Here is a 24,328-nt window from a genome sequence, read left to right on the forward strand (position 1 = left end):
CGGGCGCGGTCGTTTGCATTACATTTCAACAGGTTGCCTTTTAGCCGCAGTGTGCTTAAGTTAACCCATCACCCAGGAGGAATCATGGACATTACCGTTACCGACGCGATTGACGAAGACACCCTCGATGCGATCAGGCAAGGCCTGCGCGCTTACAACCTGCCGCATATCGATGCCCGTCACCGCAAGCCGCTCAGCGTCTATGCGCGAGACGAGGCCGGCACGGTGATCGGCGGGCTGACCGCCGAAACCTGGGGCAACTGGCTGAGCGTCGAGTGGCTGTGGGTGGCGGATTCCCAGCGCGGCAGCGGCCTCGGCGGCCGGTTGATGCGCGCCGCCGAACGCGAGGCGCAGGCGCGCGGCTGCCGCTACGCTCGCCTGGATACCTTCAGCTTCCAGGCGCGGCCGTTCTACGAAAAGCTCGGCTATCAGCTGCAAATGACGCTGAAAGAGTATCCGGTGGAACATGAGTGTTATTTTCTTACCAAAACCCTGACTGATTAATGGATGGACGGATGGACAGCAAAAGCATGGTGGTGAACTGTGTGGCGTACAAAGCCGGCCAACGGCTGGGCGAAGTGACCATCGACGATATCAGCGAGGTGGTCAAACAGCCGGATACCTTCATCTGGCTGGGGCTGCGGCAGCCGGAGCCGGCGTTTATGCGCAAGGTGCAGGAAGAGTTCGGCCTGCACGATCTGGCGATCGAAGACGCGCTGTGCGCGCACCAGCGGCCGAAGCTGGAAACCTACGGCGACTCGCTGTTCATCGTGGTGAAAACCGCGCAGTGGGGCGAGAACGACGAAATCGAATACGGCGAAACCCATTTCTTCGTCGGCAAAAACTTTCTGGTGACGGTGCGCCACGGCGCCTCGCCCAGCTACGCGCCGATCCGCGCCAAGGCGGAGGAGAACCGCAAGCAGATGTGCCGCGGGCCGGGCTTCGCCCTCTATTCGGTGCTGGACTTCGTGGTGGACAACTACCGCAGCGTGGTGACGCGCTTCGAGAGCACCATCGAGAATATCGAAGCCAACATGTTTCAGTCGGAGTTCGATCAGGCGGCGATCGAGAACGTCTATACCCTGCGCCGCCACCTGTTGGCGCTGCGCAACGCCGCGTTGCCGATGGATGAAATCTGCAACCAGCTGATCCGCCTGCACGAAGAGGTGATCCCGAAAGAGCTGCGCGCCTATGTGCGTGATGTGCAGGATCACGCGCATCAGGTGGTCAGCAATATCGACGACATGCGCGAAATGCTGACCAACGCCATGCACGTCAACCTGGCGCTGGTGACGGTCAAGCAGAACGAAGTGGTGAAACGGCTGGCGGGCTGGGGGGCGATTTTGGCCATCCCGACGGTGGTCTTCAGCCTGTACGGCATGAACTTCGCCGACATGCCGGAGCTAAAGTTCCCCTGGGCCTACCACGCCACGCTGGGGGTGACCGCCGTCGGCTGCATTTTCCTGTATCAGAAGCTGAAGAAATCGGGCTGGCTGTAAGCGCCAAAACGGCGGGTTTTCCCGCCGGAAAAACGATCTGCGGAGCGGCCCGCCACGCCGCTTCAATACAGCATCGGTCGCCGATCGCGATGCACGTGATTGTGGCGGCCGATATGCTTATCATCGGCCGCGCCGATATCCATCGATGCCAGCACCATGCCTTCGCCTGCCAGGCTCTGCGTCAATGGATAGCCGTCGGCGTCGACGATCACCGAGCCGCCGATCCACGCAACGCCGCGCTCCGTTTCGCAACGATCGCACACCGCGATGAACAGCCGATTGACGGCGGCGTTGGCCTGCGCCTTCACCATCTCCGCCGGCCGTTCGCCCTGCGGGCGCGGCGCCAGCGGCCAGTTGACCGGCGCGCACAGCAGCTGAGCGCCGGCCAGCGCCGGTAGCCGTACCCACTCAGGGAATTCGAGATCGTAACAGATCATCATCGCCAACCGGCCGAAGCGGGTCTCGATGACCGGCGGCGGCCGATCGCCGGCGGTAAAGATGGTGCTCTCTTCGTGCCACAGGTGCGCTTTGCGATAAATCGCCCTCACCCCCTGCGCATCGATCAATGCCGCGCTGTTGGCCACCTCGCCATCGGGCAGGCGCTCGCAGAAACCGGCGACGATCGCCACATCCAACTCGCGCGCCAGGGCTCCCCACAGGCTGAGGCTAGGCCCGTCTTCAGCCTCGGCCAACGCCCGCGCCTCCGCCTTATCGCGCAGCACGTAGCCGCTGTTCACCAGCTCCGGCAGCACGATAACGTTGGCACCGTGCTGCGCCGCCCGGCGGATAGCCTGGGCGGACAGCGCCCGATTATGTTCCGCTTCCCCGACCCGCAACGCTAACTGGCAGCATGCGACGCTGATTTTTTCCTTCACTCCCAATCTCCTTACGACCGCCGTTAAACCCATTTGGGAGCCGTGCACCCCGCCCTCCAGTAAAGCAGCAAAGGCGCCGCGATAAAAGCTCAGTGCGTTTCAGCGCTCGGTTTGGGTCTGCAGCTGCGCTGCCGGGCGGCTCAACAGGCTGCCCAGCACGAAGGCGACGCCGCCGCCCAGCAGGCCGCCGTAGATTGGGCTGTTGGCGTCGATGCCGTGCCAGACCATCAGCCCCACCACGCACAGGCTGCCGGTCAGCATGCTGGCGATGGCGCCGGCGCTGGTGGCGCGCGGCCAGAAGATCGCCCCCACCAGCGGGATCAGCATGCCGCCCACCAACAGGTTGTAAGCCAGGGTCAGCGCCGCCAGCACGTCGCGCACCACGAATGCCAGCCCCAGCATGACCGCGCCCATGAGGAGAGTGGTGAAGCGCCCGGCGGCCAACCCGCCGGAAGGTTTGCGCCGGATGGCCGGCAATACGTCCTCCAGCGCGATGGTGGAAGAGGCCAGCAGGCAGGCGCTGGCGGTGGACATCAGCGCCGCCAACGCCGCGGCGGCCACCAGCCCGCTGACGCCGACCGGCAACACCGCCTGCGCGATAGCGGCGAAGGCGCCGTCGGTGTTGCTGAGCGACGGCAGCACGATCTTGCCGGCCATGCCGATCAGCGCGCCGGTCACGCCGTACAGCACGCAGTAGACGCCCGCCCCCAGCCCGGCGAAGCGCGCCACGTTGGCGCTGCGGGCGGTAAATACCCGCTGCCAGATGTCCTGGCCGATCAGAATGCCGAAGAAATAGATCAGGAAAAATACCAGAATGGTGTCCAGCCCGATCGACGACAGCTGGTAGTAACCGGCGGGCAGCAGGCTGGTGAACGCCTCCCAGCCGCCGGCCTTGACGATGCTCATCGGCATCAGCACCAGCATCATGCCGACGGTCATGATGATGAACTGAATGATGTCGGTCAGCGTCAGCGACCACATGCCCCCCAGCGTCGAATACAGCACCACCAGCCCGCCGCCGAGCAGGATAGACGCGCTGAACGACAGGCCGAACATCACCTGCATCACGCTGCCGATGGCGATGATCGAAGTCACCGCCACCATCAGATCATACGCCAGCATGATCGCGCCGCTGGTAACCCGCGCCGCCGGATGATAGCGCCGCGACAACACCTGGCTGACGGTATACAGCTTCAGCTTGAGCAGCGGCTTGGCCAGCACCAGGCTCAACACCACGATGCCCAGCCCCAGCGCGCCGCACAGCCAGACGCCGGAGATGCCGTAGGTGTAGCCGAGCTTGACGCTGCCGATGGTCGACGCGCCGCCGAGCACCACCGCCGACAGCGTGCCCAGATACAGCCCCGGCCCCAGGTTGCGCCCGGCGACCAGATACGCCTCTTTGGAATTGGCGCGGCGAATGCCCATCCACCCCACCGCGCCTATCACCAGAAAGTAAAACACCACGACCAGCAGATCGAGATTCATGGGTACCTCCACTCCGTTGTTATTGTTATCAGGGGCCCCGACGCAACCGCTCCGCCGGTAGGGTCAGTGCGCCGCCTCAGCGGGCCGGCAGCACGCACAACATTTCAAACAGCAGGTTGGCCGCCAGCAGCGCCGTGTTGCCGGAGCGATCGTAAGGCGGCGACACCTCCACCACGTCGCCGCCCACCAGGTTCAGCCCATGGCAGCCGCGCACGATCTCCAGCCCCTGCCAAACCGACAGCCCGCCGACCTCCGGCGTGCCGGTGCCCGGCGCGAAGGCCGGATCCAGTCCGTCGATATCGAAGCTGAGGTAAACCGGCGCATCGCCCATCTGTTCGCGGATCTCCGCCATCAGCGGCGTCAGCGATCGGTGCCAGCAGGCCTCGGCCGGCACCACGCGGAAGCCCTGGCGGCGTGACCAGTCGAAGTCGTCCGCCGCATAGCCGCTGCCGCGCAGGCCGATCTGCACCACTTTTTCCGGCGCCAGCAACCCTTCCTCGAACGCGCGGCGGAAGGTGGTGCCGTGCGCCAGCTGTTCACCGAACATCTCTTCGTTGGTGTCGGAATGCGCATCGACGTGGATCAGCCCGACCGGGCCATGTCGACGGGCGACGGCGCGCAGCACCGGCAGCGTCAGCGTGTGGTCGCCGCCGAGCGTCAACGGCATGCAGCCGTGCGCCAGGATCTCGTGGTAAGCCGCCTCGATGCGCTGCACGCTATCCGCCAGGCTGTAAGGGTTGATGGCGACATCCCCCAGATCGGCCACCTGCAGCCGTTCGAACGGGGCGGAGCCGGTGCCCATGTTGTAGGGGCGGATCATCACCGATTCCTGGCGGATCTGGCGCGGGCCATAGCGGGTGCCGCTGCGGTTGGAGGTGCCGATATCCAGCGGAATGCCGACAAAGGCGGCGTCCAGACCGCGCGCCTGTTCGGCGGCGGGCAGGCGCATCATGGTGGGGATACCGGCAAAGCGCGGCATATCGTTACCGCTTTGGGGTTGGTTCAGCATGGCGTTTCCTTGTCTTGATCTGCGATGAATTGAAACATTTGAGCAACATTCGCAGACTACCCCGCTGGCCACCCCGGCTACCATTCCCGCTTTTGCATGTAAACATCGAAAAACGCGATGTAACTAACCTATTGAAGTATTGATTTTTATTTCAACTTCATGCCATAAGGGAGGCCATATCTTCAGCGCCGCACCTATTTTCTCGATGTTAAAAATGGGTTAACCGGCCGACGTTCTGCGGAGGGGACGATGCTCACCAACCTAAGCGATATCGATCTGAAACTGCTGCGGGTATTCGTCGCGGTGGCGGAAGCTCAGGGCGTCAGCGCCGCGCAGGAAGCGCTGCTGATGAACCAGTCCACCATCAGCACTCACCTGGCCTCGCTGGAAACCCGGCTGGGTTTTCGCCTGTGCCAGCGCGGACGCTCCGGCTTCCGGCTGACGCCCAAGGGCGAACGCATGCTGATCGCCTGCCGCTCGCTGTTCAACGCCGCCCGCGACTTCACCCGAGTCAGCCAGTCGCTGAACGGCCTGCTGACCGGCGATCTGCAGATCGGTCTGGTGGATAATCTGGTTTCGCTGCCGGGCAATCCGTTCAGCCAGGCCATCAAACACTTCCAGCGCCGCCACCAGGACGTGCAATTGCAGTGCCGCATCTGTTCGCCGAACGAGATTGAGCAAGGGCTGCTGCACCGGCAGCTCGATCTGGGCATCGGCTACTTTGGCCAGCAGTTGGAGGCGTTGCGTTATCAGCCGTGGCTGGAGGAGACGCAGGCGATCTACTGCAGCGCGGATCACCCGCTGTTCACGGTGGAAGAACCGGAGCGCGAGCAGATTGAAAACGCGCGCTGGGTCAAGCGCGGCTACCTGCTGGCGCAGCAGCTGTGCCCGATCGCGCCGCCTCACCTGGCGGCGGTGGCCCACCATATGGAAAGCGTCGCCCATCTGGTGCTGAGCGGCACCTGTCTCGGCTATCTGCCCACCCACTACGCGGCGCGCTGGGTGGAACAGGGGCTGCTGCGGCAGCTGGGCGGCACGGCGCTCTCTTACCGCGCCACGCTTAGCCTGGTCAGCCGCCCCGTCCAGCCCGACGAGGCGTTGAACGCGCTGCTGGAGGATTTGGCGCGCGCCGGCGAAAAAAAAGCCCCGCATGCGCGGGGCCTGACGGACGTTAGCTGACCGGCATGCGCGCCGGATCGGGATACTGATACTCAAAACCCAGCTCGTTGCAGATGCGGTTGCCGTCCACCAGCCGCTCATCCTGCTCCGCTTCGTCGGCGAACTGCGGCGGCTCCAGGTGCAGCTGTTCGGCCAGCGCCGGATAAAATTCGCGTTTGGCCGGATGACGCGGCGCGCATAGGTTGTATACGTGGCCGCCCTTCGGCAGCTTCAGCAGCAGTTGGATGGCGGCGATGACGTCGTCCTGATGCACCAGATTCACCCCCTGCGAACCGCCCTTCACGTCGAGTTTGCCCGCCAGGAAGCGGCCGGGGTGGCGATCGGCGCCCACCAGCCCCGCCAACCGCAGAATGTCCACTGAGGTATTCGGCAATTCATGCAGCCAGCCCTCCAGCTCGGCCAGCACCCGGCCCGACGGCGAGACCGGCCGCAGCGGCGACTCTTCGCGCAGCGTGCCGGCGGTTTCGCCGTACACCGAGGTGGAACTGGTGAAGATCACGCGCGGCACGCCGAAGGCCATCGCGCTGTCCACCAGCATGCGCACCGCATTGAAATAGTTCTCGCTGCCTTCGACGGTGCGGCGCGCGGGCAGCGTCACCACCAGCGCATCCACGCGCAGCAGTGATTCCAGATCGTCCGGATCGCACACCAGCTCCGGCGTCAGCTCCAGTTGATAGCATTCGATGCCGCTCATGCGCGCGGCCTCGACGCCGTCCGGCGTGGTTTTGCTGCCGACCACGTCATACCCGCGGCCCATCAGCGATAACGCCAACGGCATGCCCAGCCAACCCAAACCAATAATGGCTACCTTTTTCATCCTCTTCCTCTCCTGAAGATCGCAGCGCCCTGCCCCTAAGGCTACGCCACTGTGCACGGCGATACAATCTGCCCGGCTTAAGGTTAGGTAAAGCCGTGTGTGGCTAATAACCTAACCTGTTTCAATAAATTAAATTTATGACGTTAAAAAAGGGTTGCGCGGTGGACAGCGGATAGTTTAGCTTAATCGGCATACGGTTTTTACCGGCTTTTGATTAGAGAAAAACACCATGACACGCGTTCAGTTCAACCACCATCATCACCATCACCCTGACTAGTCTTTCAGGCGATGTGTGCTGGAAGACGGTTTGTTAATCTTCCAGTGGCGCGCAGAACGCAAGAGAGAGCCCTCGGAAGATTTCTTCCGAGGGTTTTTTTTTGGCTTCGGACAGACAGAAAGAATATTTTTACAACAAATTCATAAAATTACAGATTAAACAGAGGTTACCATGCTGGACAAGACACGTTTACGGATCGCAATGCAGAAGTCGGGCCGCCTGAGCGAGGAATCCCAGGAACTGCTGGCGCGCTGCGGCATCAAGATCAACCTGCAGCAGCAGCGCCTGATCGCCTTCGCGGAAAACATGCCGATCGATATCCTGCGCGTGCGCGATGACGACATTCCGGGCCTGGTGATGGACGGCGTGGTCGATCTGGGCATCATCGGCGAAAACGTGCTGGAAGAAGAGCTGCTCAGCCGCCGCGCTCAGGGCGAAGACCCGCGTTACTTCACCCTGCGCCGCCTCGATTTCGGCGGCTGCCGCCTGTCGCTGGCCACCCCGCTCGACGCCGAATACACCGGCCCGCAAAGCCTGCAGGACGCCCGCATCGCCACCTCTTACCCGCACCTGCTGAAGCAATACCTCGACAAGCAGGGCGTGCGCTTCAAATCTTGCCTGCTGAACGGTTCGGTGGAAGTGGCGCCGCGCGCCGGCCTGGCCGACGCCATCTGCGATCTGGTCTCTACCGGCGCCACGCTGGAGGCCAACGGCCTGCGCGAGGTGGAGGTGATCTACCGCTCCAAGGCCTGCCTGATCCAGCGCGACGGCGAAATGCCGGAAGCCAAACAGCAGCTGATCGACCGCCTGATGACCCGCATTCAGGGCGTGATCCAGGCGCGTGAATCCAAATACATCATGCTGCACGCGCCGAGCGAGAAGCTGGACGAGATCGTCGCGCTGCTGCCGGGCGCCGAACGCCCGACCATTCTGCCGCTGGCCGGCGCGCAGAACCGCGTGGCGATGCACATGGTGAGCAGCGAAACCCTGTTCTGGGAAACCATGGAAAAACTGAAAGCGCTCGGCGCCAGCTCGATTCTGGTGCTGCCGATTGAAAAGATGATGGAGTAACGCCATGTCGACCTTCAACACGCCGATCGACTGGGCAACGTGCAGCGCCGAACGCCAGGCCGAGCTGCTGATGCGCCCGGCAATCGCCGCTTCCGACAGCATCACCCGCACGGTGAGCGAGATCCTCGACAACGTGAAGGCCAACGGCGATCGGGCGCTGCGCGACTATAGCGCCCGCTTCGACAAGGCGGAAGTCGCCGCGCTGCGCGTCAGCGCCGAGCAGATCGCCGCCGCCTGCGCGCGACTGGGCGATGACATCAAACAGGCGATGGCGGTGGCCGTCGCCAACGTGGACACCTTCCACAACGCGCAGCGACTGCCGGCGGTGGACGTCGAAACGCAGCCGGGCGTGCGCTGCCAGCAGGTGACCCGCCCAATCGACTCGGTGGGCCTGTATATTCCCGGCGGGTCGGCGCCGCTGTTCTCCACCGTGCTGATGCTGGCGACGCCGGCGCGCATCGCCGGTTGCCGCCGGGTGGTGCTGTGCTCACCGCCGCCGATCGCCGATGAGATCCTGTATGCGGCACAGCTGTGCGGCGTGCAGGAAGTGTTTCAGGTCGGGGGCGCGCAGGCGATCGCCGCCCTGGCGTTCGGCACCGAAAGCGTGCCGCGCGTGGCGAAGATCTTCGGGCCGGGCAACGCCTTCGTGACCGAAGCCAAGCGGCAGGTCAGCCAGCGTCTCGACGGCGCGGCTATCGACATGCCGGCCGGCCCTTCGGAGGTGCTGGTGATCGCCGATGCCGGCGCCACCCCGGCATTCGTCGCTTCCGATCTGCTGTCGCAGGCCGAACACGGCCCGGATTCGCAGGTGATCCTGCTGACGCCGGACGCGGCGATGGCGCAGGCGGTGGCCGAAGCGGTGGAAAGCCAGCTGGCCGAGCTGCCGCGCGCCGAGACCGCCCGCCAGGCGCTGGCGAGCAGCCGCCTGATCGTGGCGCGCGATCTGCCTGAGTGCGTGGCCATCAGCAACCGCTACGGCCCGGAGCACCTGATCATTCAGACCCGCAATGCGCGCGAGCTGGTGGACGGCATCACCAGCGCCGGCTCAGTGTTCCTCGGCGACTGGTCGCCGGAGTCCGCCGGCGATTACGCCTCCGGCACCAACCACGTGCTGCCGACCTACGGTTACACCGCCACCTGCTCCAGCCTGGGGCTGGCCGATTTTCAAAAACGCATGACGGTGCAGGAGCTGACGCCGCAGGGCTTCAGCAACCTGGCCGCCACCATCGAGACCCTGGCCGCCGCCGAGCAGCTGATCGCCCACAAGAACGCCGTGACCCTGCGCGTCGCCGCCCTGAAGGAGCAAGCATGAGCATCGAAAAACTGGCGCGCGCCAACGTTCGCGAGCTGACCCCTTATCAATCGGCGCGCCGCCTCGGCGGTAAGGGCGACGTGTGGCTGAACGCCAACGAATACCCGATCGCGCCCGAGTTCCAGCTGACCGCGCAAACCTTCAACCGCTATCCGGAGTGCCAGCCGGCGCAGGTAATCGAACGCTACGCCGCCTACGCCGGGGTGAAGAAAGAGCAGGTGCTGGTCAGCCGCGGCGCCGATGAAGGCATCGAACTGCTGATCCGCGCCTTCTGCGAGCCGGGCAAAGACGCCATTCTGTTCTGCCCGCCGACCTACGGCATGTACGCCGTCAGCGCCGAAACTTTCGGCGTGGAGCGCCGCACCGTGGCCGCCAAAGAGGACTGGCAGCTGGATCTGCCGGCCATCGCAGACAGCATGGACAACGTGAAGCTGATCTACGTCTGCAGCCCGAACAACCCGACCGGCAACCTGATCGACCCGGACTCGCTGCGCAACCTGCTGGAGCTGGCCAAAGGCAAGGCGATCGTCGCGGTGGACGAAGCCTATATCGAGTTTTGCCCGCAGGCCTCGGTGGCCGGGTGGCTGAGCGACTATCCGCACCTGGCTATCCTGCGCACGCTGTCGAAGGCCTTTGCGCTGGCCGGCCTGCGCTGCGGCTTTACGCTCGCCAACGAAGATCTGATCGCCCTGCTGCTGAAGGTGATCGCGCCTTACCCGCTCTCGACGCCGGTGGCGGATATCGCCGCGCAGGCGCTGAGCGAAGAAGGTATCCGCACCATGCGTCAGCGCGTCACCGACATCGCCGCCACCCGCAGCTGGCTGCAGCAACAGCTGGAAAAATGCGCCTGCGTCGAGCAGGTTTTCGCCAGCGACAGCAATTACCTGCTGGCCCGCTTCACCGCCTCAAGTAATGTGTTTAAAAGCTTGTGGGATCAGGGCATTATCTTACGAGACCAAAACAAACAGCCCGGGTTGTCCGGCTGCCTGCGCATCACCATAGGCACCCGCGACGAATGTCAACGCGTGGTGGACGCCTTGTCCGCCCTGCCCGGCGCCAACCAGACTCGCCAGGAGCCAATGTGAGCCAAAAAATCCTCTTTATCGATCGTGACGGCACGCTGATCGCCGAGCCACCGGAAGATTTCCAGGTTGACCGCCTGGACAAGCTGGCGCTCGAGCCGGACGTGATCCCTTCCCTGCTGGCGCTGCAACAGGCGGGGTATCAGCTGGTGATGATCACCAATCAGGATGGGCTCGGCACCGCCAGTTTCCCGCAGGAAACCTTCGATCCGCCGCACAACCTGATGATGCAGATCCTCAGCTCACAGGGCATTCAGTTCGCCGATGTGCTGATCTGCCCGCACCTGCCGGCGGACAACTGCGACTGCCGCAAACCGAAAACCGCGCTGGTGAAGGGTTACCTCGAACCCGGCGTGCTGAATGCCGCCCACAGCTACGTGATCGGCGATCGGCCGACCGACGTGCAGCTGGCGGAAAACATGGGCATCCAGGGGCTGCGCTACCAGCGCGGCGTGCTGGGCTGGAAAGAGATCGTGCGCCAGCTGACGCTGCGCGATCGCCACGCGCGGGTTAATCGCGTGACCAAAGAGACGCAGATCGACGTCAACGTCTGGCTGGATCGCGAAGGCGGCAGCAAGATCAAAACCGGCGTCGGCTTCTTCGATCACATGCTGGATCAGATCGCCACCCACGGCGGCTTCCGCATGGAGATCGACGTCAAAGGCGATCTGTATATCGACGATCACCACACGGTGGAAGACACCGGCCTGGCGCTGGGTGAAGCGCTGAACAAGGCGCTCGGCGACAAGCGCGGCATCGCCCGCTTCGGCTTCGTGTTGCCGATGGACGAATGCCTGGCGCGCTGCGCGCTGGATATCTCCGGCCGCCCGCACCTGGAGTACAAGGCCGAGTTCAACTATCAGCGCGTCGGCGATCTCAGCACCGAAATGGTCGAGCACTTCTTCCGTTCGCTCTCTTACACCATGGGCTGCACGCTGCACCTGAAGACCAAGGGCAAAAACGACCACCACCGGGTCGAGAGCCTGTTCAAAGTGTTTGGCCGCACGCTGCGCCAGGCGATCCGCGTCGAGGGCAATACCCTGCCGAGCTCGAAAGGAGTGCTGTGATGAACGTGGTGATTTTGGATACCGGCTGCGCCAACCTGGCCTCCGTCACCTACGCGGTGCGGCGCCTGGGCTATCAGCCGGAGGTGAGCCGCGATCCGGAGATCGTGCTGCGCGCCGACAAGCTGTTCCTGCCGGGCGTCGGCACCGCACAGGCGGCGATGGATCAACTGCGCGAGCGCGATCTGATCGAACTGATCAAGGCCTGCACGCAGCCGGTGCTGGGCATCTGCCTCGGCATGCAGCTGCTGGCGGCCAGCAGCGAAGAGAACGGCGGCGTGACCACGCTCGGCCTCATCGATACGCCGGTCAAGCAGATGACCGACTTTGGCCTGCCGTTGCCGCACATGGGCTGGAATCAGGTGTCCGCGCAGGCGGGCCACCATCTGTTCCGCGGCATCGATGACGGCGCCTACTTCTATTTCGTTCACAGCTATGCGATGCCGATATGCCCCAGCACCATCGCCCAGGCGAACTACGGCGAGCCCTTCACCGCCGCCGTGCAAAAAGACAACTTCTTCGGCGTGCAGTTTCATCCAGAACGTTCTGGAGCGGCCGGCGCACAACTGTTGAAAAACTTTCTGGAGATGTAGGCAGCATGATTATTCCGGCTTTGGATTTGATCGACGGCAAGGTGGTGCGTTTGCATCAGGGCGATTACGGCCAACAGCGCGACTACGGCAACGATCCGCTGTTACGCCTGCAGGACTATCAACAACAGGGCGCGCAGGTGCTGCACCTGGTCGATCTGACCGGCGCCAAGGATCCGGCGGCGCGCCAGATCCCGCTGCTGCGCAAACTGCTGGCGGGGGTTAATGTGCCGGTGCAGGTCGGCGGCGGCATCCGCAACGAGCAAGACGTCAGCGCCCTGCTGGAGGCCGGTGCCACGCGCGTGGTGATCGGCTCCACCGCGGTGAAACAGCCGCAACTGGTGCAGAGCTGGTTCGAGCGCTACGGCGCCGACGCGCTGGTGCTGGCGCTGGACGTGCGCATCGACGCGCAGGGCGTGAAACGCGTGGCCATCAGCGGCTGGCAGGAGGATTCCGACGCCACGCTGGAACAGGTGGTGGAGCAGTTCCTGCCCTACGGGCTGAAGCACGTGCTGTGCACCGACATTTCGCGCGACGGCACGCTGGCCGGTTCCAACGTGGCGCTGTATCAGGCGATCAGCCGCCGCTATCCGCAGGTGGCCTTCCAGGCCTCGGGCGGCATCGGCAATCTGGACGACATCGCCCAGCTGCGCGGCAGCGGCGTTGCCGGCGTGATCGTGGGGCGCGCCCTGCTCGAAGGTAAATTTAGCGTTGAGGAGGCGATCGCATGCTGGCAAAACGGATAATCCCGTGCCTGGATGTTAAAGACGGGCAAGTGGTGAAAGGCGTGCAGTTCCGCAACCACGAAATCATCGGCGACATCGTGCCGCTGGCGCAGCGCTATGCGCAAGAAGGTGCGGACGAGCTGGTGTTTTACGATATCACCGCCTCGAGCGACGGCCGGGTGGTGGACAAAAGCTGGGTATCGCGCGTGGCGGAGGTGATTGATATTCCGTTCTGCGTCGCCGGCGGCATTAAAAGCGCCGAGGACGCCAGCCAGATCCTGTCTTTCGGCGCCGACAAGATTTCGATCAACTCGCCGGCGCTGGCCGATCCCGAGCTGATTAGCCGCCTGGCGGAACGCTTCGGCGTGCAGTGCATCGTCGTGGGCATCGACACCTGGTTCGACAGTGAAACCGGCAAGTATCACGTCAACCAATATACCGGCGACGAGAGCCGCACCCGCATCACCCAGTGGGAAACCCTCGACTGGGTACAGGAAGTGCAGCGCCGCGGCGCCGGTGAGATCGTGCTGAACATGATGAACCAGGACGGCGTGCGCAACGGTTACGATCTGCAGCAGCTGCGCCGGGTGCGCGAGGCCTGCAAGGTGCCACTGATCGCCTCGGGCGGCGCGGGCACCATGGAGCACTTCCTGGAAGCGTTCCACGATGCGGACGTCGACGGCGCGCTGGCGGCGTCGGTGTTCCACAAACAAATCATCAATATCGGCGAGCTGAAAAGGTTCCTGGTTGAACAAGGCGTGGAGATTCGCGTGTGCTGACAGAACAACAGAACAACCAGCTGGACTGGGAAAAAACCGACGGCCTGATGCCGGCCATCGTGCAGCACGCCGTTTCCGGCGAAGTGCTGATGCTGGGTTACATGACGCCGGAAGCGCTGACGGCCACCGAGCAGAGCGGCAACGTCACCTTCTTCTCGCGCACCAAGCAGCGCCTGTGGACCAAGGGTGAAAGCTCCGGCCACTTCCTCAAGGTGGTCAGCATCACGCCGGACTGCGATAACGACACGCTGCTGGTATTGGCCAACCCGATCGGCCCGACCTGCCACCTCGGCAACAGCAGTTGCTTCCACCCGGCCGCCAGCGACTGGACGTTCCTCTATCAGCTGGAGCAGCTGTTGGCGGAGCGCAAGCACGCCAGCCCGGACAGCTCGTACACTGCCAGCCTGTATGCCAGCGGCACCAAGCGCATTGCGCAGAAGGTCGGGGAGGAAGGCGTGGAAACCGCGCTGGCCGCCACGGTCAACGATCGCGAAGAGCTGACCAACGAAGCCTCGGATCTGATCTATCACCTGCTGGTGCTGCTGCAGGACCAGGATCTGGACCTGAGCGCGGTGATCGGCCGGCTGCGCGAACGGCATCAGAAAAAAGCGTGACGCTAACTCGCGCCCAATAAAAAAGCCGCCGGGCGTTAACCTCGGCGGCTTTTTTTATCGCTCAACGGGCGGACTTATTCCATCCATTCGGTATGGAACACGCCTTCCTTGTCGATGCGTTTATAGGTGTGCGCACCGAAGTAGTCGCGCTGCGCCTGGATCAGGTTCGCCGGCAGCACCGCGGAGCGGTAGCTGTCGTAGTAGGCGATCGCAGCGGAGAAGGTCGGCGTAGGAATACCGTTCTGCACGGCATAGGCCACCACGTCACGCAGCGCCTGCTGGTACTCGTCGGCGATTTGCTTGAAGTATGGCGCCAGCAGCAGGTTGGCGATATCGGCATCCGCCGCGTAAGCGTCGGTGATCTTCTGCAGGAACTGGGCGCGGATGATGCAGCCGGCGCGGAAGATCTTGGCGATTTCGCCGTAGTGCAGATCCCAGTTGTTTTCTTTAGACGCGGCTTTCAGCTGAGAGAAGCCCTGCGCGTAGGATACGATCTTGCCCAGATACAGCGCGCGACGCACTTTCTCGATGAACTCGGCTTTGTCGCCGGTGAACGGCGCCACTTTCGGGCCGGTCAGCACTTTAGACGCGGCAACGCGCTGGTCTTTCAGCGAGGACAGGTAGCGCGCAAACACCGACTCGGTGATCAGCGACAGCGGTTCGCCCAGATCCAGCGAGCTCTGGCTGGTCCACTTGCCGGTGCCTTTGTTGGCGGCTTCGTCCAGGATCACATCGACCAGGTATTTACCCTCTTCGTCTTTCTTAGTGAAGATGTCTTTGGTGATGTCGATCAGGTAGCTGTTCAGTTCGCCCTTGTTCCACTCGGCGAAGGTTTCGGCCAGTTGCTCGTTGCTCAGGTTCAGCGCCTGCTTCAGCAGAGAATAGGCTTCGGCAATCAGCTGCATATCGCCGTATTCGATGCCGTTGTGCACCATTTTCACATAGTGGCCGGCGCCGTCTGCGCCGATGTAGGTCACGCAAGGCTCGCCTTCGGCAACCGCAGCGATTTTCTCCAGGATCGGCGCCACCAGCTCGTAAGCTTCTTTCTGGCCGCCAGGCATGATGGAAGGCCCTTTCAGCGCGCCCTCTTCACCGCCGGAAACGCCGGTACCGATGAAGTTGAAGCCCTGGTCGGACAGTTCGCGGTTACGACGGATGGTGTCCTGATAGTAGGTGTTGCCGCCGTCGATCAGGATATCGCCCTTGTCCAGGTGCGGAGTCAGCGAGGCAATGGTTTTATCCGTTGCTTCGCCCGCTTTCACCATCAGCAGGATGCGGCGCGGTTTTTCCAGCGATTCGACAAACTCTTCAACGGTGTAATACGGCGCCAGATTCTTGCCCGGGTTCTCAGCGATCACTTCGTCAGTTTTGTCGCCAGAACGGTTGAAAATGGAAACGGTGTAACCACGGCTCTCGATGTTCAGCGCGAGGTTGCGGCCCATTACCGCCATGCCGACAACGCCGATTTGTTGCTTGGACATTTAGGAACTCCTGTCTTTGAATGACACAGACCTGAAGCGTCTGTTATTTATCTACTGTTAGAGGATAGTAACCGAAGTTTTGGCATGTAGGGTAGCAATAGGTGTGATAGGCATGAAAAATCAATTACTGATTACAATACCATCAAAAACCACATTTTTATTATAGTTACCGTATTTTCCAGCCATACTTATTAAAAAATTTAACCATCGAATGACAGAAAAATAGAATATGTTTGATTCCTTTTTTTGATACATTTCCGCCATGATGGATGATTTTCACGCTAGGCACATAGGCAACATGCGTAATGTTGCTGGCTCGAAAACTGAGGTCTGTATCTTCAAAATACAAGAAAAACTGAGGGTCAAATCCTGCGAGTTGCTGCAAAACATCACTACGGAATAGCATAAAACAACCACTGACAATTTGAGGATTCCAGTAGTTATCTGTCTCATTAATAACGTCCACCATATTATAGTGGTCGAGTCTGAACTTAAAAAATTTCTTTACTATCGCAGGAGCAAATGCCCGCAACAGCAAAGTGAATACTGATGGATAGCGTTTGCACAAAAACTGTCGCTCACCATTTCGCCACCGGGCCAATGGCGTCAATAATCCGCACTGAGGGTTATCGTTCATAAACCGCATAGCTACGGCCAGTGTATCTTCGTACAGAATAATATCGGGATTTAAAATAAGATGGTAATCATAGTCATGACTTAATGTCAGATTGTGCGCACGGCCATAACCGATATTTTCACCCGAAATGACTACTCGACAGCAGGGATATTGCTCCTCAAGGAAATGGTGGAGATCCGTTTTCTGTTTGAAACCATTCTCGACGACAGTCACGTCCACTTGAATATTTGGGCAGGCTCGTTCAGCTTTCACGATGGAATCCATCAAAGTAAAGATGTCATCATTAATGTAAAAAGACACAACTGAAATTTGCACACGGATTTTGGCACACTGCCCTGAAATTATATCATTATCAATATGTGTATAATTCATTGTAATGGACACTTACCTGATTTACTCGTAATACCATGAATACCCCCTTGTACAATTGCTTTTAAGTTCTGCAACCGCTGACCAGAAAAAAGTAACAAAAAAGTCAATTTCAAGACAAGCTTGTACGTGTCGACCAATTTCCAATTCAAAGGAATATAATCTTTCTTATACAAAAGTATGGCATTCCTAACGAGGTAATAATGACGAAGGGGGCTATGTATTGCAATGTGCCTTCCGGCAAACTCAATGCGTCCGTCTCCCAGGCTATGATGCATTTGCGCGGAAAAAACACCATATGACAACAACCCTTTTGCCCGAGCACGCAGTGCCCACTCTATGTCGACATAATCGATAAAGAGGGATTCATCCATTAGCCCCACCCGTTCGAAAACAGCAACAGGAATCAACGACCCGGATGCAATAAGATGATCAACCTCAACGATATTATCGCAGGAACTTGATGACATTTTGATAATACGAATCCCTTCAACGCGAATAAACCGAGCCCTGACGCTTTGATCTGCGTCAATAAAACAGGGGCCAACGGCGGCTAATCCATTCTTGTGCTTAGCCGCCGTCAAAAGTTCTTCAACCATATTATCTGCCGGGAGACTATCCTGATCCATTAACAACACATAGTCGAACCCTTGCTCTTTTGCCATTCGGATACCGCGATTCTGAGCTGCAGCTATCCCTTCATTTTCGGCCAAACACATTAACGTTAATTGCCCAGAAAACTCGGCCAAGGCAATTGTCAGCTGTTCAGAATTGGTTGAATTATTGTCAACAACAACTACAGCAACCTGGCTTGCCAACAGTACCTTAATCTGTCGTTTAAGGCTGGGGATATTAGGATTATAACTTACCGTAATTGCGATTATTTTCCTATTCACACTAGTTTTCCCTAAGAAAAAAAGGGCCTCTCGGCCCTTTTCTTAGTGAGTAGAAAGGTAGATCTCTGCCAGTTCTTCATACTGTTCATCAAAAGAACGAATATGAGAGTGAGGCATGACAGGCAAACGTCCATCTGGCATTTGGCGGAAATATTGTATCGTTGCCTCAACAGCAGCCAGCAACTTCATGGCATCGTTATCAAATGGAATAACAATACCATTTTCTCCATCAATAATATCTTCAGGAGCTCCCCCCGCATCAGAGGTAATCACCCAAACATTGCGGATTAAGGCTTCGCGAACCGTCAAGCCAAAGCTTTCTTTAGATTGCGTCGGATAGAGCAGAACATCAATACTGCCATAAAATTCATCCATATTTTGCTGAGTAAATGCGGGAACAACTTCATAATTATTCAACCCGTCTAGGTCACTGTCATGAAAAGTTCTAAAGCCAAGATTCAACGTATTATCAACAATCACAACCTTGGCATCTTCAGCAGCAATATTTCTGAAAGCTTCCTTGATTAAATGATATCCCTTAATGTTGGTGTTTCCACCAACATAACCAAAGGTTATCACTTTTGAAACCTCTCTATCTTTAGTCAACTGCGGATAATTTACACCATTTTTATTCAGATGAACATTACCGAAGCCTTCACTAGCATAAAGTTGACGAGTAAATGCACTTGGCGCAAGAATTTTACTCGCCAACATCAGCGCCTTGCGTTTCTTCAGGACATAATAACTGACCGTATCTTTATCCTTCAGTTTTTCCGATTCGTGACCCTCGAAAACACCACGCAACTTGTGCTTATCGTCGAAGCTGAGAATAAACTGATGGTCATATAACCACCAATAATCATGCGCAGTGACAATTATTGGGATATCTCTTTCAGCACAGACCTCCAACATAGAAATGCCTAGGCCTTGAATAGAGTGAAAATGAACACAGTCCGGTTTGACAACATCGAGAATCTGCTTAAATGCAGGATCAATATTGTGATTCAGTATTTGTTCTTCTTCACGCAAGAAGTGAGGCAACCCAATGCCATAACAATCATGACCAAAAGCACCATAACGCCGTATATGGTATGGCATTACATAATCTTCAGAGAGGGATGTCACAACATGAATATTAATATCTCCATTGGAATCGAAACGCTTATTAAGCTCCTCTGCAACAACGGTCGCCCCACCAAATGAACGAGGGTTATAATAACAATTAACCGAGAGTATATTTTTCTGCTTAGCTGCTTTATTGCGTCTAATAAATTTATCAGCAATAACAGAAACTTGTTCTTTAGCTATATTATCCGGCGAATAATGATGCAGCACCGTCGTCTGAGCATGCGATCCAATTTCGCTTCTTAACTCAGCAGATTGAACCAACTGGAGCAGCGTCGCCTCCCACTCCACAGGGGTTTTACATAGGTAACCATTCACACCATGCTCTATAACTCGACTAAAGGTCGGCAGTGGTGAGCAAATGCTTGGTATACCAAGAATAGAGGCCTCAATAAACTTGATGTTGCTTTTGGAATAATTAAATACGTAATCTTCCAGCGGAGCCAAACTGATGTCACATTCTGCCAAAACCTTAAGATAGTCTTTATAAGGGCAAAGTTCAACGCGTTCAATCTGCGATTTCACCGCATCAAACGATGGCGGAAGTTCTAAAACCCCAATTAAACGAAAACGTACATTTTCATTATTTTTCAATACATTAAGAATAGCACTGGCTGCTTCCTGAAAATCAACATTATGTGTACTGGTTCCAGAGCCATAAACAATTCGAACAATCCCATCGGTTTCACTCGTGCGCGAAACTGGCAGGTTTTGAGCCGTAATAATAGTTTCAGGATCCAGCGCATTCTCTATCACGTAGGCGTATTTCGCGCCCGCATCGATCATTGCCTCGGCCAGATGTTGCGTGGAAGCAATCGTCCCCCGACATTTCAGCATTGCTCGCTTATAAAGGCTGGCACCTTCAAGAAGCCCATTAAATGTATTTTTATCTAGTTCATTCAAGGTCTTGCTATTAGCCAGCACGTCCCTATCAAAAATAAGATCGTCAACTTCCCAGAGAGTGGTCAGATTCAAACGTTCACATTCATCGAAAATACGATCCATACTTTCAAAAGCGGGAACGCGATAAAAGATAACTATTGAATGCGTTTGCAACGCTTCCATACACTCATTTTGCTGAGTCCAGCTTAATGCAGTGGCTTCAATCCCAAGCTTTTTGAAAAGCTCTACCTTTTGGTCAACACGATATTTGCGGCATTGGGGAATAGACATTTCAGCAATAATCAGCACTTTAGGCATCAAAACCGCTTCGGCCACAACGCCAACAGTGGCCAATTCCTTGCGTTCTATAACGTGAGAGGCAACGTGCTGTTGATTTATCAAACGTAGCCTGTCAATCACACCACGCATACCAAACTGCTTATACACTGCCATAGCCTTTTTCAGGCTATATTGAAGACCGTGTATTTTGATAACATTCTTAGAAACGACTACGCCGCGTTTTAATTTACGCAGATTCGCTACACCCGTTCGCATTGGCTGTGTGACTTTCCAACTTGTCGATGTTAATAGCGCATGGTTGTCGTGTGACAAAGAGTGCACCAACCGATCTTTCTCGGCCATACTTTGTCGGTTTACATCAACCTCTTGGCGAAGAACCTCTTCGACACTCTTGTAATAGATAATATCGCGGTTTAGCTTCTCTATTTTCGCCAGTGCTTGTTTTTTTTCCTCGAGTTGACTTTTGTTATTTTCAGTTAAGCTTTGCCATTCCATCTCAGGGAACGTCGGTAGATCGCCCCAAGGATTTTTATCCTGCGCGGGGGCAACATTCAAACTACCATCAACTTTTAGGTTCCCTTTAACTACCGCTTCTTCGTCTCCGATAATAACTCGAGGACCAAGGATATTTTCTTGGGGCGATTTTTTCTTGATAATACAGAGCGAGTTGATAAATTGAACAGAATGTATATGGCTATAGTCAACCGAATCCAATGCTTCACAATTGTAATACTGATAAAAAGGTTTTAGGTAATCATGCTCAGATTTTTCAACTCCCCAATGTTCATGGTTAGGAATATCCGCAAGTTTTTTAAGGAATGCCATTGAAGAATATGGATCATATAAACCACCTTCAAAAGCCTGCCAATAGCTACAGTGCAAATCTTCAATAATATAGTAGCCACCATCTTCCACCAGCGGAAAATAGAGAAGGAATGACTTAATAATATCAGAGGAATCATGTGAACCATCGTCAATAGCGATAGTGATTGTAGGTGTTATAGACTCTATTTTTTCTTTTACTTCTACAGTCGAAGAATTTCCGATGACAACCTGTATTTTTTTCTCTTCATACTTCAGCTGAGCGCAATTAGCATCAATGTCACAGCCAATAATATTTTTTGCATTTGGAAAATATGTATTCCAGACCTCTAATGAGCCTCCATTTTGAACACCTATCTCCATAAAGTTAACAGGGTTAAACTTAAGATGAGACAATACTTCATGGTAAGAGGAAAGATATATAGACCATTTATCAGAAGATTTTCCATGATGCTCTTCATAGAGTTCAACTAATGTTTTCATTTAATTTCCAGCTTCACTTCATCAAATTTAATACCAACGAGCCCCCAACGGACCTCACTAGATGAAACGTTAATGATGACAGCGTCATGCATCCAATGGTGCTGAACATGGTTATTTATATCACCATTTGCCAACGATACCATCATTGCGTATTCTCCATTTGGCAGCATCGGCAATGTGAACACATAATGCGCGGAGAAAATCTCTCCTGCACTAATTTTTTTTGGCTCACTCTGTGTAAATGGCAGAGTGTTTTCTCCAAATAATACCTGCCCCAAGCGGTCTTTTACCAAAAAACCGATTATAGGTGCATCAAAAAACTCATGTGCAACAGCTTCAATAGTCAGCTTGACTTTTTCTCCGCCTTTAAAGACATGTAGCGTATTGCCACTTGTCAATTCTGAAAATGAAACAGAAAGGATTTCGCCGGCCCCTGTTTTCCAACCTTCAGCCTCGGACAAATTTTCTCCCATGCCATACTGAGAGTTGTAATTAATGATAGATTTATCAGCAGTAACTTCTACCGTTTGAGGTTTGTCATCGACATCCCCAATTGTTTCTTTTTTAAGGCTATCCAACTTCGTTTCGTCGCCATAAACTTCCTGGAGAGTATACTGCAAATACTTTTCAGCTATACTCTTTGCTTTACCTGAAGTGACCATTTCTCCTTGATGAAGCCAGATAGCTTTATCACAAAGATTAATAACGGAGTTGGTATCATGGCTAACGAAAAGCAGTGTCCCATTCTCTTTAAACTTACGGATGAAACGCATGCATTTTTGCGTAAAGACAGCGTCGCCAACCGCTAAGGCTTCATCCACTACAAGAATATCGGCATCAACATGAGCAATTACAGCGAAAGCAAGACGGACATACATACCACTGGAGTATGTTTTTACCGGCTGATCAATATGTTCGCCAATGTCGGCAAAGGCCAGAATACTTTCATAACGCTCGCGGATCTGCTCATTGCTCAAACCATACAGTGATGCCGCCATAAAGATATTTTCATGCCCTGTGAACTCAGGGTTGAACCCGGCACCCAGCTCCAGTAGAGCCGCTATTTTTCCGTTAACTTTAACCGTACCATCTGTCGGTGTCAGAGTGCCGCAGATCATTTGAAGTAACGTTGATTTACCTGAACCATTACGACCAATAATGCCTACCGTTTCACCTTTTTTTAAGCTAAATGAGACATTCTTCAACGCCCAAAACTCACGAAATAGTTTTTTGCTTCCGCGAAAAAACATCTGCAGTAAGCGATCCTTCGGTGAGTCATAAATCTGGTAACATTTACTGAGGCCTTCTACTTCAATAATATTATCAGATGACATCAGCAAACCCCTTTCGTGTTCTTTGGAACCAGAAAAAACCAAACCATGCAATTAAAGAGCCGGAAACCAACGCTTTTACCCACGAATAAAAGTCAGGGATGCGCCCCCAATACATAACATCTCGCGCTTGCTCAATAAAAACCGCCAACGGATTGAGCGAAAGAAGCGGTTTTATTTCAGCAGGCAATGCTGAAATGGGGAAAAAGATCGGAGACAGGAACATTAATACCATGGTAATTATACCAACTAGTTGACCCACATCTCGCAAATACACGCCTAATGAAGATAAAATCCAACTAAGCCCCATAACCATTAAAACCAATGGTAAGAGAATGAATGGAAGTAACAAAATCGTAGCATGTGGAACACCCACTTCAAAAATATAGAAAACCAACCAAACAGAACAACTAATAAAGAAGTGAAATAGCGCAGCCCCCATATTCACCCATGGTAATATTTCTAACGGAAATATAACTTTTTTTACATAATTGGAATTAGCAAGGATCGTAGTCGGTGCACGATTAACACACTCAGAGAAAAGATTAAATATGATAAGGCCGGAGAATAGCACTAATGCAAAAGCCGACTTAGACGTTTGTCCCTCACTCCACTTAGCCTGAAAGACAACACTAAATACAAAAGTATAAACAACTAGCATTAAAATAGGCGTAAAAAACGACCACAATAGGCCAAACACAGAACCACGGTACCGGCTGATAACTTCCCGTTTAGTTAGCGTATAGATTAAACGCTTATTTTTAAAGGTTGTGCCGAAAAGGTCTAACGTCGTTTTTACTATTGTTTTCATTCAAAAACCTCTGCATCAATAAATCGTGAGGCAGATAAATCTTTATCAGAAAGCAGGCAATTATTGGTTTCCCAACCAATATTGATATCTTTATCATTCCAAAGAATACTTCTCTCGCTTTCTTTAGCATAATAATTAGTAGTTTTATAAACGAATTCCGCAGTGTCACTCAGCGTCAAGAAACCATGGGCAAAACCTTCTGGTATCCAAAGCTGACGTTTATTCTCAGCGCTTAACTTAACACCTACCCATTGCCCGAAGGTTTTAGAATGACGTCTAATATCAACCGCGACATCGAAAACCTCACCTTCAACGCAGCGTACCAGTTTTGCTTGAGCATGAGGATTCAGTTGATAATGGAGGCCGCGTAAAACTCCTTTCGTCGATTTTGAGTGGTTATCTTGCACAAAATCGACATGACGCCCAACCGCCTCATCAAAAACTCTTTGACTGAAACTCTCAAAAAAGAACCCACGCGGATCACCGAAAACTGTCGGCTCAAAAATCAAAACATCTGACAGCGCTGTAGCAATCACTTTCATTACACTTTCCTTCCGTTTACATCAACAGAAATTTAACAAAACCAGAAAACATAGGCGCTTCATATAGGAACAATGGAGTGCCACTTATCCAGGCCTTCACTGACGATAACCACTACTACGGATGAAGAAATATACCGATATTTTTTCACAAGCATGCATTACGGTATGAAATTATTAGTGAGTTATCGTTTAATGTTAAGCCGACGACTGAGATTTAGCCGTCGATAATCTTTCAGAACAACTTTCTGCCAAGGCTTCATATGATAAATAT

General features: G+C 55.3%; 23 protein-coding genes, 1 pseudogene and 1 other annotated feature. Of the genes and pseudogenes, 12 read left to right on the forward strand and 12 right to left on the reverse strand.

Going from position 1 to position 24,328, the window contains the following annotated elements:
- Positions 1-84 precede the first annotated feature (84 nt).
- On the forward strand, positions 85-504 hold the full coding sequence (locus REA38_RS03805) for a GNAT family N-acetyltransferase (RefSeq protein WP_060419837.1): 420 nt from the start codon (positions 85-87) through the stop codon (positions 502-504).
- Positions 505-515: 11 nt separating this feature from the next.
- Complete coding sequence (gene corA, locus REA38_RS03810; RefSeq protein WP_308885042.1) at positions 516-1,499, forward strand: magnesium/cobalt transporter CorA; 984 nt, start codon at positions 516-518, stop codon at positions 1,497-1,499.
- A 62-nt stretch (positions 1,500-1,561) separates the two neighbouring features.
- Here the strand turns inward: corA and REA38_RS03815 are convergent, their stop codons facing one another.
- The 3 genes from REA38_RS03815 to speB form a co-directional block, all read right to left on the reverse strand.
- Positions 1,562-2,374, reverse strand: a complete 813-nt coding sequence (locus REA38_RS03815) for a nitrilase-related carbon-nitrogen hydrolase (RefSeq protein ID WP_308885044.1) — start codon at positions 2,372-2,374, stop codon at positions 1,562-1,564.
- 99 nt (positions 2,375-2,473) lie between these two features.
- Entirely contained in the window at positions 2,474-3,859 is a 1,386-nt protein-coding gene (locus REA38_RS03820; RefSeq protein ID WP_033646725.1) for a sodium:solute symporter, read from the reverse strand.
- Between the two features lie 76 nt (positions 3,860-3,935).
- Entirely contained in the window at positions 3,936-4,868 is a 933-nt protein-coding gene (speB, locus tag REA38_RS03825; RefSeq protein ID WP_060387490.1) for an agmatinase, read from the reverse strand.
- A 249-nt stretch (positions 4,869-5,117) separates the two neighbouring features.
- On the opposite strand from speB, the gene REA38_RS03830 reads away from it, so the two are divergent.
- Positions 5,118-6,047, forward strand: a complete 930-nt coding sequence (locus REA38_RS03830; RefSeq protein WP_048321390.1) for a LysR family transcriptional regulator — start codon at positions 5,118-5,120, stop codon at positions 6,045-6,047.
- On the opposite strand, the gene REA38_RS03835 is transcribed toward REA38_RS03830, so the two are convergent.
- Entirely contained in the window at positions 6,040-6,864 is an 825-nt protein-coding gene (locus REA38_RS03835; RefSeq protein ID WP_033646730.1) for an SDR family oxidoreductase, read from the reverse strand. The two genes, REA38_RS03830 and REA38_RS03835, sit on opposite strands and share 8 nt — an antisense overlap.
- Before the next feature lie 229 nt (positions 6,865-7,093).
- On the opposite strand from REA38_RS03835, the gene hisL reads away from it, so the two are divergent.
- The 9 genes from hisL to hisIE all read left to right on the forward strand — a co-directional run bounded on the left by hisL (position 7,094) and on the right by hisIE (position 14,378).
- Entirely contained in the window at positions 7,094-7,141 is a 48-nt protein-coding gene (gene hisL / locus REA38_RS03840; protein WP_100396937.1) for a his operon leader peptide, read from the forward strand.
- Positions 7,117-7,243, forward strand: a sequence feature (His leader region). (Overlaps the previous gene by 25 nt.)
- A gap of 69 nt (positions 7,244-7,312) precedes the next feature.
- The gene (hisG, locus tag REA38_RS03845) at positions 7,313-8,212 is read left to right on the forward strand and encodes an ATP phosphoribosyltransferase (RefSeq protein ID WP_033646732.1); all 900 of its coding nucleotides are present in this window, start codon (positions 7,313-7,315) and stop codon (positions 8,210-8,212) included.
- Between the two features lie 4 nt (positions 8,213-8,216).
- Positions 8,217-9,524, forward strand: coding sequence for a histidinol dehydrogenase (gene hisD, locus REA38_RS03850; protein WP_033646735.1), 1,308 nt, complete (start codon positions 8,217-8,219; stop codon positions 9,522-9,524).
- Positions 9,521-10,609 carry a histidinol-phosphate transaminase gene (hisC, locus tag REA38_RS03855; RefSeq protein WP_041034253.1) on the forward strand — a complete coding sequence of 363 codons (1,089 nt, stop codon included), beginning with the start codon at positions 9,521-9,523 and terminating at the stop codon, positions 10,607-10,609. The genes hisD and hisC overlap by 4 nt, the downstream gene beginning before the upstream one ends.
- Positions 10,606-11,673 (forward strand): bifunctional histidinol-phosphatase/imidazoleglycerol-phosphate dehydratase HisB, encoded by a 1,068-nt coding sequence (gene hisB / locus REA38_RS03860; RefSeq protein WP_033637767.1) that lies wholly within the window; start codon positions 10,606-10,608, stop codon positions 11,671-11,673. Before hisC ends, hisB begins: the two co-directional genes overlap by 4 nt.
- On the forward strand, positions 11,673-12,263 hold the full coding sequence (gene hisH, locus REA38_RS03865) for an imidazole glycerol phosphate synthase subunit HisH (protein ID WP_033637766.1): 591 nt from the start codon (positions 11,673-11,675) through the stop codon (positions 12,261-12,263). The genes hisB and hisH overlap by 1 nt, the downstream gene beginning before the upstream one ends.
- A gap of 5 nt (positions 12,264-12,268) precedes the next feature.
- On the forward strand, positions 12,269-13,006 hold the full coding sequence (gene hisA / locus REA38_RS03870) for a 1-(5-phosphoribosyl)-5-[(5-phosphoribosylamino)methylideneamino]imidazole-4-carboxamide isomerase (RefSeq protein WP_033637765.1): 738 nt from the start codon (positions 12,269-12,271) through the stop codon (positions 13,004-13,006).
- Positions 12,988-13,764 carry an imidazole glycerol phosphate synthase subunit HisF gene (gene hisF, locus REA38_RS03875; RefSeq protein WP_308885046.1) on the forward strand — a complete coding sequence of 259 codons (777 nt, stop codon included), beginning with the start codon at positions 12,988-12,990 and terminating at the stop codon, positions 13,762-13,764. The genes hisA and hisF overlap by 19 nt, the downstream gene beginning before the upstream one ends.
- Entirely contained in the window at positions 13,758-14,378 is a 621-nt protein-coding gene (gene hisIE / locus REA38_RS03880; protein WP_060418367.1) for a bifunctional phosphoribosyl-AMP cyclohydrolase/phosphoribosyl-ATP diphosphatase HisIE, read from the forward strand. The genes hisF and hisIE overlap by 7 nt, the downstream gene beginning before the upstream one ends.
- Positions 14,379-14,452: 74 nt before the next feature.
- Here the strand turns inward: hisIE and gndA are convergent, their stop codons facing one another.
- The 8 genes and pseudogenes from gndA to rfbC all read right to left on the reverse strand — a co-directional run bounded on the left by gndA (position 14,453) and on the right by rfbC (position 24,057).
- Entirely contained in the window at positions 14,453-15,859 is a 1,407-nt protein-coding gene (gene gndA, locus REA38_RS03885) for an NADP-dependent phosphogluconate dehydrogenase (RefSeq protein ID WP_004938815.1), read from the reverse strand.
- A gap of 166 nt (positions 15,860-16,025) precedes the next feature.
- Positions 16,026-16,868 (reverse strand): glycosyltransferase, encoded by an 843-nt coding sequence (locus REA38_RS03890; protein ID WP_308885048.1) that lies wholly within the window; start codon positions 16,866-16,868, stop codon positions 16,026-16,028.
- Positions 16,865-17,761, reverse strand: a complete 897-nt coding sequence (locus REA38_RS03895; protein ID WP_170310392.1) for a glycosyltransferase family 2 protein — start codon at positions 17,759-17,761, stop codon at positions 16,865-16,867. The genes REA38_RS03890 and REA38_RS03895 overlap by 4 nt, the downstream gene beginning before the upstream one ends.
- A gap of 42 nt (positions 17,762-17,803) precedes the next feature.
- Positions 17,804-20,221, reverse strand: a complete 2,418-nt coding sequence (locus tag REA38_RS03900; protein WP_374213771.1) for a glycosyltransferase — start codon at positions 20,219-20,221, stop codon at positions 17,804-17,806.
- A 741-nt stretch (positions 20,222-20,962) separates the two neighbouring features.
- Positions 20,963-21,373: pseudogene (locus REA38_RS24545) on the reverse strand (CmcI family methyltransferase); the annotation flags it as partial.
- Positions 21,370-22,707 (reverse strand): ABC transporter ATP-binding protein, encoded by a 1,338-nt coding sequence (locus REA38_RS03905; RefSeq protein ID WP_047568462.1) that lies wholly within the window; start codon positions 22,705-22,707, stop codon positions 21,370-21,372. The gene REA38_RS03905 and the pseudogene REA38_RS24545, both read right to left, overlap by 4 nt.
- Complete coding sequence (locus REA38_RS03910; protein WP_072021573.1) at positions 22,697-23,515, reverse strand: ABC transporter permease; 819 nt, start codon at positions 23,513-23,515, stop codon at positions 22,697-22,699. The genes REA38_RS03905 and REA38_RS03910 overlap by 11 nt, the downstream gene beginning before the upstream one ends.
- On the reverse strand, positions 23,512-24,057 hold the full coding sequence (gene rfbC, locus REA38_RS03915; protein ID WP_308885053.1) for a dTDP-4-dehydrorhamnose 3,5-epimerase: 546 nt from the start codon (positions 24,055-24,057) through the stop codon (positions 23,512-23,514). Before rfbC ends, REA38_RS03910 begins: the two co-directional genes overlap by 4 nt.
- Positions 24,058-24,328 lie beyond the last annotated feature (271 nt).

The organism is Serratia sp. MF1(2023) (genome assembly GCF_030954545.1).
GTDB classification, from domain to species: domain Bacteria; phylum Pseudomonadota; class Gammaproteobacteria; order Enterobacterales; family Enterobacteriaceae; genus Serratia; species Serratia sarumanii.